Raw genomic sequence first — 9,082 nt, 5'->3', positions numbered from 1 at the left:
GTCTTACACGTTGTCTACGCCGAACGCGAGTCAAAGTCTTTTGAGGTAAGGGTTTTAGGCTTATTCAGCAAGCCCTACGTAATTCTTCTTTTTGGCATAATCTGCAAAACCGTTATTTAAACGGCCGCCGGGAGGACGAAACAACAAACTTTTTGCCCCACTCGATCGATAAATGTGCACCCCAGTATTATCAATTTCATCCGATGCTGTTTTCTCAGTCACATTGTGATACAAGTGATGCCATGTATGATTGCCGATCGCATTTCCCGCTTTTACAACTTGCTTCGCAATTTCTGGATTTTCTCGCAAATTTGCACCCAAACAAAAAAATGTAGCTACCACATTATGTTTCTGCAAAACTGCTAATATTTTCAAAGTTTCCGCAGTTGGCCCATCGTCAAATGTCAGGGCAATAACTTTTGAGTTACTGATACTTGCTTTATAAACAATCTGGCTGCGAAATTGAGTTGGCGGTGCGAATACCAAAGGTTGTTCGGCGGGTTTCGGAGTCGGACTTGTGGCGGGAGAAGGCTGTATTTGGGGTTTTGGCGGTTTCAGGAGGTTGGGCGGGAAATTGTCAAAAGGGGGGATTTGGGCGAGGGAATTGGAATTACCAGTTTGTGGGTTTTTAGGGAATAGGGAAAAAAGGGCGATCGATCCGATTAAGATCAAGGTTTGAATTGCCAATTTTTTAATAAATTTGGGAGTCATGTACTGTACAATTTGCTGTCAACGATATAATTATTATCTAAATCTTTACCAGACTGATATTGAAATTATGTAGGATAATTTACACTGGGAAGATGAGTACCAACATAACCGATAATCACCTTTCGTATACCTACTTCTGATACTTCTAAAAAAAAGTAAATTCGCCAATTATGTTGTCTGATTTTGGCGTGTTGCTCAAATAGACGTTCCTTGCCATCAGGACAAACAAAAGTTCGTTCTTTACGATACTTGTCGAGAGTTGGTTTACTTTCTCCAGAAACCTCTATAGAAGTACCATCAAGGCTAAAATAACCCATTTTCCAATTTTTAGCACAATCTTCAATCTGATACAAAATTTCCAAAACAAGTTGTAATCTTTCTTCTCCTGCACGAAGTCTCCGCAACTGTTTATTACCAGCCTCACAAAATTGTAGGCTAGGAAACAACTCATCTCTACGATTCCATAGTTCCATGCCGTTAATCCGTTCTGATTGAAGACGCTTTTTAATCCAATCAGCGTGTTCGAGAACGTGGTTTTTCTGGCTGGCGTGAATAAGCTCTACACTTTCTTCTATCAGCTCTTCATTATCATCAATTTGTATGAGTTCTAACTTAATGCGACTGCTATTCCACAGCGATTCAGAATTCAGACTAATTGCTAATGTTTCAAGATAGTGAGCAACTTTAAAACCCTCTGTTTGGCTGCCCTGTAAACTCAACTCACAATCTGGATCTTCAACTTTTATTTTAATTTCTATATCTGGGATATCAACGGATAAAGGAGTTTTAGTTGCCAGAGTTCTCAGAAAAGTCCGCTCTTCTCTATTAACTTCATTATCGTTGCGCCAACGAGAAAGAGGATAGTTTTCCGCCAGTATGATAGCCGAAAAATCTTCTTTAGTACGCATTGCCTTCAATCCACAGCCTTTAGCTGCAACCATCGTCCTAATCAATTCTGACATCCATTGACGTGCTGTAGAAATATCGGGAGCAAGAGTTCGCGCAGACAGTTCATTAAACACCATCTCCAAATCCATCGCCTATTCTCCCTCCACCGCAGGTTCCAATAAAATCTCCAAACTGTTGTCCCACTCATCAAAAAAACCATCCGGCCATCGATCAATTCGTCCGTTGCGATCGATTTTTGGCGATATTACCTCAGTCACAGCTTGTCCTTCTTGATTTTGACGGTGGAAGTAGTGCAACTGAACATCTTTCGGGTCAAGTTTGCCCCCGTGAACCGCAATGCGAATCCCATTTAAAACATGATCGCTGTGAGTTTCTATCACAACTTGAACGCCACCGCTAGCCGCCAAAGCTAACAATTCACCCATTTTAACTTGTCCTTTCGGATGGAGATGCGCTTCAGGATTTTCAATTAAAATGATTGTACCAGGTGTTGATGCAAGTGCCGCTACAATAATCGGTAAAGTGTAGCTAATTCCAAATCCCACATTAGTTGCACGGTAAGGATTGCTATCTCCATAGGAATATTGAAAACTCATTAAATCGACATCTGATTTGGCCTCAATTTTGAGTCGCGTACCCGGACTAATTTCTCCCATCCACGCCTCAACTTGGTCGATTAAATCCATTGATTTTGCAGTAGATTACTCTTCGTTTCTTAGAGTCTTTAATTTTACCTCTGGATGACTGAGACTGCTATTGGGAATAACTTTCCGTCCATTAATAGCCAGAAAATGAGCCGCATATTCACCTTTGATACCCAATTGACCGAGCTGTCGTACTTGGTAATCCGACATTTCATTAAATGGGCGCGGTCCGAGCCGTTCGGCCTGAAGGTAATGAAAATTATTGCCAAAAAGATTCGATTTATACACTTCCGAAGTAACTGGTTCCGAGACAATGTTCAACACATCTACCTCTTGGTCATATTTGAAACGCCATAGCCCTTCGCTGTTGTTTTCCCAAACAATGTCAAAACCAATTAAGTCCTCTTTTGCTCCCTCAAAAAGTGCGTCTCTAGCAGTACCCACATTCACGAAATCGCCATTAAGCGCCAACCCTTTTTCTGGCAGTAAACCCTGTTGGTAAGATTGGCGCAGCAACAGGAGCGATTGCATAACAGAAGATTTACCAGTGCTGTTTAAGCCGGAAAATAACGTGAGCTTTTTAAATTCCAATAACAGATTTGCAAAAGGTTTAAAATTGAGCAAGTGCAGCGAAGTAATCATGCCAGAACCTCCTGAATTATTTTTTCAATTATCTTAAATCTGTACTCGATTTTTTCCGCTGCCTGAGAGATAGAAGTCAGAAACTCTCGATCGCTATCTACATAATTTCTAAATTTTTCAATCAATTGCTCCTTGTGCTGCTTCAATATATCAAGTTGATCGTCGCTAAGTAAACTGAGATTAACAGACCAAACTTCAAACAATGCTTTATTAATTGGAAACTTTTTTTTCTGGTTTTGAGAGACTTTACGGAAGGCATTTATTTCAAATATTTCCCATGCTGCGACCATAGCCTTTTTGAAATTATTTTCAATGGCTCCTAATTCGGATTCGGACATATTATTAATCTTGGATAATGCTTTAGTCAAAAACAAATCTCTTGTTTCAGATTGATATTTTTTATAAGATGTAAGCATAAAGGCTACAGAACCGAGTATAAATTCCCGATCTTCCATCCGCATTTTCCGCGAATCACTAAGATTAGTAACTTGCTCGAATTCATTAGATGTAGCAAGTTTAGCTAAGAATTTTGTTGCCTTACCAGGGTTGAGAGCATGGCGGATTTCTTGAGGAGACATCGGCAGGCCACCTGTATTAATCCGTTTAAAAATGTTATATTTAACTTCAGGAGGCGTACCTTTTTCAATCAAATAAACTGTCACCTGAGTCTCCTGTATTCGACGCTGGTATCTGCGCCCGATTTCATCATATTTTTTGCCTTCTAAATTGATCAAGTATTCTAGTCCACTTAACTCCAGTTTTTTCTCGCTCATAAATTGTTTGAGAGCAGATAGCCGCTGCAATCCATCCACCACTAACCATTTATCCTCATCAGTTGCATCTATATAAAAAGCTGGTAATGGAATCCGAATCAGGATCGACTCAATTAGTCTGCTTTTCGCGCCATCTTTCCAGATGTTTGCATGGCGCTGAAAGTCCGGTGCTAAATCAAGAGCTTCCTCGTCGATTCTTCTTAGAAGTTGCTCGATAGTTGGTTCTCTGGTGAAAATATTAATTTCATCAGGATCGTAGATCAATTTGTCTTTTTCATATGGTTCATCACCGTTATCTTCTTCTTGACTCACATTTAAGTCATCAATCGAATCTTGGTTGGATACTTGCTGATATGGTTTTGGCTGACTTACCATAGGGAATACTCCTTTGTGTTAACTTTTATTCTGTATTCTTTTTAGTAAAACTTGATCTTACTATTTTAGCAAATGAGAGCCGAAAATTAGATAAAATTCAAGATAGCAACGCATCATCACAGGAGAAAACCCATGATTGCTCCGGCAAATCTCAGCCGCATCACGATTCCCCCTCTGGAAAATGGCGAACTTGCTAAATTTTTGCAGAATTCGAGCGGCGCTATACAGCCATGCCCGCACTCAAAAAAGCAGAATTGATTGAAGGAATTGTTTATATGGCTTCACCCTTACGCTTTGAACCCCACGCCGAACCCCATGCTCGCCTAATTACTTGTCTTGGCTTCTATGTTGCTTTTACCGCGCATACTCGGATCGGCGATAATCCCACCGTGCGTCTCGATGTGGATAACGAACCTCAACCCGATGCTGTACTGCTAATTGATGCCCAATGTGGCGGCCAAACTTGCCTTAGCGATGATGGCTATATTGAAGGTGCACCCGAATTTGTTGCCGAAATTTCTGCAAGTACCGCTACGATCGATCTGCGGGACAAAAAACGAGTTTACCGCCGCAATGGAGTCAAAGAATATCTCGTTTGGCAAGTCATGAATCGCCGGATAGATTGGTTTTCCTTACAGGAAGAAGAATATATTTCTCTACTCCCCGATGCTGAAGGAATTATCCGCCGCCGAGTTTTTCCGGGGTTGTGGCTGGCAGTTTCAGCACTTATAGAGGGTGATATGCCAAGTGCGTTAGCGAAGCCCTCGAAGAGGATCGGCACTCTTCAAGCCGGATTAAACAGTGACGCACATCAAGAATTTGTCCAACAGTTAGCCAGCTTTCCAAATCCCGCTTAAATATCCCCTCAATCTCTTAGTCTGCGGAGGCAGACTTCGTTTGTATAGTCGCGGTTTCAACCGCCGAGCGAGCAATCGGGTAATCAACCCAGATTTGATATCATCCCCCTAAAAGCGACAAGTCTGCCGTGCCCTTTCATCCTCCGGTTCTTGCCAACCCCAAGAAAAATGACTCACCGCATTAATTTGCGGCGTTGCTGAACGAATTGCCTGCATTTGAATCTCCAAAGACGGCCGATTTTTCACAGATTTTCCCCAATCTCCGGCAATGGCAGGAATAATTTTTGCTCCCGGAGGCGCTAAACTCACTACCCGCTCCACCTGCGGCACAATACAGCTTACATTCCCGCAATTTCCGTAAGACATCGCGTGGAATTCTACAGCAGCCGGAAAGCTGTCCCAAGGTTGCAATCTTGAATCATATCCCCCTTGATTTATCTTTTTATTTGCATCAGGAAAAAATACCGCTCCTACAGGAATTCCCAGGCTTTGAGCAGGCCGAGTTGCCACCCCAAAAAAATCTAAAATTCCTTGGACTGCGTGAGCAACGCTCAGTTGCCAGAGGTCTTTTTGTAGAATGCCCGTGTCGGGAAGCGGCGGTTTTGGTGTCGGTTTTGGTGTAGGATTTGCAGTATTTGGCGATTTTGTGGCGGGAGTTTGTGAAGCTACTTTTGATGCGTCATTCTGTCTTCGAGAAGCGGGAGTTGCTACTGGTACAGCTTGCGGAATTCGCCCCTGCCACAGAGGTTCTCGCTCATTCGGATATTGTTTGACTACTGCTTGAACATCATTAGTATTGATAAATCCTTTAGTCAAATATCGCTGAATTAAATCTCGCCCTTGCTGATTGTTAGCCCGCTGTAAAAGCATTTGCTGCGATGCTGGGCCGTAAATCCACAAGTCTTGAACTTTGGTAGCAACTGAAGCCGGCCCGAAGCCCCGTAGATAGCGAATGTAGTCGAATAACATTCCTTGCGGTCGGCGCTTGACTATTTGATTTACTAATAAAGTATAGTCTTGCCTCGCTTGCGGACTGTAGGGGTCGATAAATGCTTGATTGCCCGGAACTTCTCCGAAGTCGTCGTTAATTGTTGCGTCTTTAATTATTGTTAAACTTGTCTGGTTTTGGCCGTTTAATGCGAGGTTTTGCTGTCTGTCTGGACGCTGAGAATAGGTATAGCCAAAGTTCATGGTAAACAACCAGGTGTATACTTTTAAACCTCGCTGTTTGCCTTTGGCGATCGCCTTTTCCAGCAAATCGTATTTTTCGTAGCCGGGATTTCTCAAAACCGAAGGCCAAACAGTCGGATTATCTGCTACTGGAAGCAGCACTTGACCGTCGTAAAATGCTTCGATATAGACTTCATTGTAGCCTTTATTGACAATGTTGTCTAATACTCGATCGACTTCTCCTGGCCTGACATCGCAGGGATACAAACGCAGCCAAACTGCTTGGGTTTGAGGCCAAGTTTTTTGGCGGCATTGTGCTATTTCCCGCGCGTGTTTGTTCAAAACGGCAAAATATGCTTGCTGGGATTCTGATTTTCCTGACAGGGCGGCGCGGCGCAAGTCTTCTTTTTGATTTACGTCTTCTTTGGATAATTGACAATAGGCTGATGTTTCGGCAAAGGCTGCTTTATTTTCGATAAATGGCCAGACAAGTTGGCTGATGAAGCTACTTGTTAAAACAGCAGTTACCGCACTTAAAAAGCGTCGCTGGTGTTGAAAGTTCGCGATGCGAGTTGGTGCAATTTTCATGGGATAGTTGAATCGGGTTTTCTAGTTTAAATTGGCTGGCGATCGCTGGATTTGCGATCGCCCAGACGCACATCTACAAATTTTCTACTTTTTTTCTCGTTAACTCCGCCCAAAAACGGGTACAAGCACCCTACTTATAGCATTTCTCAAAAATCGACTGACTTCAACCCTGCAAGCACAGGTACAAATTTGTGAGATTGTCGATCCTTATTTATGGGTTGTCTATCGCGACGCATCCTACGGCTAAATCCAGCAAAAAAAACGCCTGGGTAAAGTCGGCGCTAAAAACAGTTGATATTTTTACTAAAAATTGTTAACACTCAAATGTTAAGGATGAAAGATGAATTATTAAAATCGATCTTTTATCCTTAAATCTTGAAATTAAGCCCCTCTATTGAGAGCAGATTCTACTTGCTGAAATTCAATCTCTAGACGATTTTTCAACTTTTCAGGAACTGGACGATTTGGATAGGAACTATAATGTCCTGCTAAAGAGTTTAAGGCCGTCCGCATTGTCGTGAAAGATGTCAGCTTGGCAAGAGCGGGATCGCGGCGGTATGCAGCAGAAAAATCGTTGATACTTGTGCGAGCACCAGCTTGAGCGGCTGCTTTTTCCGGTGTGCCCTCTGGTAAAGTGAGCGCTGTTCTCAAGCTGCTGACTAATGCTAATGTGTCTTTGCTGTAGTCTCCACTCAGAGTGGCGGGAACATTGGTACAGCCAGCTACACCGATGACAACAACTAATACGAGGGCTAACAGACGGGAAATGTAATGCTTCATAAGGGTTAGAAAAAAGGAAGTGAAAGCGGCAATCAAATTTAACCTTTATCGTATCTCGAATTGAGCTAATAATGTCAAATAATGTCAAATTTTTATTATTTATTGCAGTAATACCATAAAAAGTACAATTTGTCAATCTCACAGGGATTGATTTATGAATCTCCAATTTAAAATCAATCCGTCAATCAATCTCAAATCTAAAATCTATTGATTTGTCCAGAAGCAACGGAGAGAATTTGGGTTTGTCGCAGCCACTGACTGTCGAAAGCGCCTAAGTGAGTCGTGGTAATTAGAGTTTGAAATCGTTCTTGAATTGTTTCTAAAAGTTGATTTTGGCGGTTTAGATCGAGTTCGGCAAGTACGTCGTCTAGCAATAGTAAAGGTGCTTCGCCTACGACTTCTTCAATAAGCTGCAATTCGGCTAATTTTAATGCTAATACGAGAGTTCGCTGCTGGCCTTGGGATGCGTATTGACGAGCTGGGGTATTGTTAATTGTAAATATAATGTCGTCGCGGTGGGGGCCGACTAATGTGGTTCCTTGAAACTGTTCTGCGATCGCCCTTCTTTGAATTTTATCTAAAAATGCTTGCCGAACTCCTTCGAGATTGTCTTTACCAATTAATTCTGAGCTTACTTCAATATTAGCATCGTATTTCACATCTAAAACTTCTGCTGAACCGCTAATTGAACGGTGCCAATTGCGAGCTAATGGCATCAAACGCTCCAAAATTCGATCGCGCCTGCGGATCACGCGAGCGCCCGCTGTCGCCAACTGCGCGTCCCACAAGGCTAATTCTGAAGTGGGAATGGGGGATTGGGAGTTGGGAATTGGCGAGTATTGAATATTTTCCGGTTCGGGATTTTCGAGTTGCAGAAATCGGGTTTTGTCAAAATTTTCGGAAAATTCGGCTTGTCTGATTGCTTTAGAACGTTTTAACAGAGCGTTGCGCTGGCGCAAAATTTGGTTGTACTGCTGCAAAATGTGAGCGTAAATCGGCTCTAATTGGATGACTAGCCGATCGATCCAATTGCGCCTTCCTTCTGGCCCGCCGCGCACTAAGTCCAAATCCAAACAGGAAAATTGTACTACATTTAAGACGCTCAAAAAGTCTAAATGGCGGCGCAGCGGTTCGCCGTTTAGCTTCAGGCTGCGGCGCGCTCCCGAGCGCAGTGTTAAAGATAGGTCGATCGCTCCGGTTTGACGTTCTAGCGTAGCATCAATTTGGGCGATCGGCTTGGAGTCGAGGATTAAATCGCGATCGCGCGATACTCTGTGGCTTTTTAAGGTGGAAAGCAACTCTACAGCTTCTAACAAGTTAGATTTTCCTTGAGCGTTATTTCCTACTAAAATGGTTTTGGGAGCGTCAAACGCTACCTTTTGATCGAAGTAGTTCCGAAACTGCCGTAGGTGCAGCGTTTTCAAATACATAATATTAGTTATTAGTTATTGGTTATTGGTTATTGGTTATTGGTTATTGGTTATTGGTTATTGGTTATTAGTTATTGGTTATTGGTTATTGGTAATACAGTCATCGTAGGGTGCGCCGAAGAGCACCTTACCTATTCAAGGGCGAATTTCTGCAATTGCTTTTTTGCGGAGCGTTGTGTTCGCAATGTATAGTGTTTAGACTC

The 9,082-nt window shown here is 42.5% G+C and carries 8 protein-coding genes and 1 pseudogene; 1 reads left to right on the top strand and 8 read right to left on the bottom strand.

Annotation, left to right across the window (positions count from 1 at the left end):
* Positions 1-60: 60 nt before the first annotated feature.
* From QUB13_RS21940 to QUB13_RS21920, 5 genes are all read right to left on the bottom strand, one after another.
* Positions 61-711, bottom strand: coding sequence for a polysaccharide deacetylase family protein (locus QUB13_RS21940; protein ID WP_333384733.1), 651 nt, complete (start codon positions 709-711; stop codon positions 61-63).
* A gap of 65 nt (positions 712-776) precedes the next feature.
* On the bottom strand, positions 777-1,748 hold the full coding sequence (locus tag QUB13_RS21935; RefSeq protein ID WP_333384730.1) for a hypothetical protein: 972 nt from the start codon (positions 1,746-1,748) through the stop codon (positions 777-779).
* A 3-nt stretch (positions 1,749-1,751) separates the two neighbouring features.
* Positions 1,752-2,306 carry an AAA family ATPase gene (locus QUB13_RS21930; protein WP_333384728.1) on the bottom strand — a complete coding sequence of 185 codons (555 nt, stop codon included), beginning with the start codon at positions 2,304-2,306 and terminating at the stop codon, positions 1,752-1,754.
* Positions 2,307-2,321: 15 nt separating this feature from the next.
* Entirely contained in the window at positions 2,322-2,906 is a 585-nt protein-coding gene (locus QUB13_RS21925; protein WP_333384724.1) for an AAA family ATPase, read from the bottom strand.
* A complete protein-coding gene (locus QUB13_RS21920; protein WP_333384721.1) occupies positions 2,903-4,054 on the bottom strand; it encodes a DUF262 domain-containing protein in 1,152 nt (383 codons plus the stop codon). Before QUB13_RS21920 ends, QUB13_RS21925 begins: the two co-directional genes overlap by 4 nt.
* A gap of 132 nt (positions 4,055-4,186) precedes the next feature.
* On the opposite strand from QUB13_RS21920, the pseudogene QUB13_RS21915 reads away from it, so the two are divergent.
* A pseudogene (locus QUB13_RS21915) lies at positions 4,187-4,911 on the top strand (Uma2 family endonuclease).
* A gap of 108 nt (positions 4,912-5,019) precedes the next feature.
* Here the strand turns inward: QUB13_RS21915 and QUB13_RS21910 are convergent.
* From QUB13_RS21910 to QUB13_RS21900, 3 genes are all read right to left on the bottom strand, one after another.
* Positions 5,020-6,669, bottom strand: a complete 1,650-nt coding sequence (locus tag QUB13_RS21910) for a family 10 glycosylhydrolase (RefSeq protein ID WP_333384718.1) — start codon at positions 6,667-6,669, stop codon at positions 5,020-5,022.
* Between the two features lie 381 nt (positions 6,670-7,050).
* Positions 7,051-7,449, bottom strand: a complete 399-nt coding sequence (gene psb27, locus QUB13_RS21905; RefSeq protein ID WP_333088058.1) for a photosystem II protein Psb27 — start codon at positions 7,447-7,449, stop codon at positions 7,051-7,053.
* A 197-nt stretch (positions 7,450-7,646) separates the two neighbouring features.
* Complete coding sequence (locus tag QUB13_RS21900) at positions 7,647-8,879, bottom strand: DNA replication/repair protein RecF (protein ID WP_333384713.1); 1,233 nt, start codon at positions 8,877-8,879, stop codon at positions 7,647-7,649.
* Between the last annotated feature and the right edge of the window lie 203 nt (positions 8,880-9,082).

Origin of the sequence: Microcoleus sp. B4-D4, assembly GCF_036705185.1 — a bacterium.
Lineage (GTDB): Bacteria > Cyanobacteriota > Cyanobacteriia > Cyanobacteriales > Microcoleaceae > Microcoleus.
This window is presented reverse-complemented; position numbering and strand designations above follow the sequence as displayed.

What these genes read in the sequence shown, in the direction of transcription:
- QUB13_RS21940 (WP_333384733.1), bottom strand. Translation starts at nt 711, where the DNA reads ATGACTCCCAAATTTATTAAAAAATTGGCAATTCAAACCTTGATCTTA.
- QUB13_RS21935 (WP_333384730.1), bottom strand. Translation starts at nt 1,748, where the DNA reads ATGGATTTGGAGATGGTGTTTAATGAACTGTCTGCGCGAACTCTTGCT.
- QUB13_RS21930 (WP_333384728.1), bottom strand. Translation starts at nt 2,306, where the DNA reads ATGGATTTAATCGACCAAGTTGAGGCGTGGATGGGAGAAATTAGTCCG.
- QUB13_RS21925 (WP_333384724.1), bottom strand. Translation starts at nt 2,906, where the DNA reads ATGATTACTTCGCTGCACTTGCTCAATTTTAAACCTTTTGCAAATCTG.
- QUB13_RS21920 (WP_333384721.1), bottom strand. Translation starts at nt 4,054, where the DNA reads ATGGTAAGTCAGCCAAAACCATATCAGCAAGTATCCAACCAAGATTCG.
- QUB13_RS21910 (WP_333384718.1), bottom strand. Translation starts at nt 6,669, where the DNA reads ATGAAAATTGCACCAACTCGCATCGCGAACTTTCAACACCAGCGACGC.
- psb27 (WP_333088058.1), bottom strand. Translation starts at nt 7,449, where the DNA reads ATGAAGCATTACATTTCCCGTCTGTTAGCCCTCGTATTAGTTGTTGTC.
- QUB13_RS21900 (WP_333384713.1), bottom strand. Translation starts at nt 8,879, where the DNA reads ATGTATTTGAAAACGCTGCACCTACGGCAGTTTCGGAACTACTTCGAT.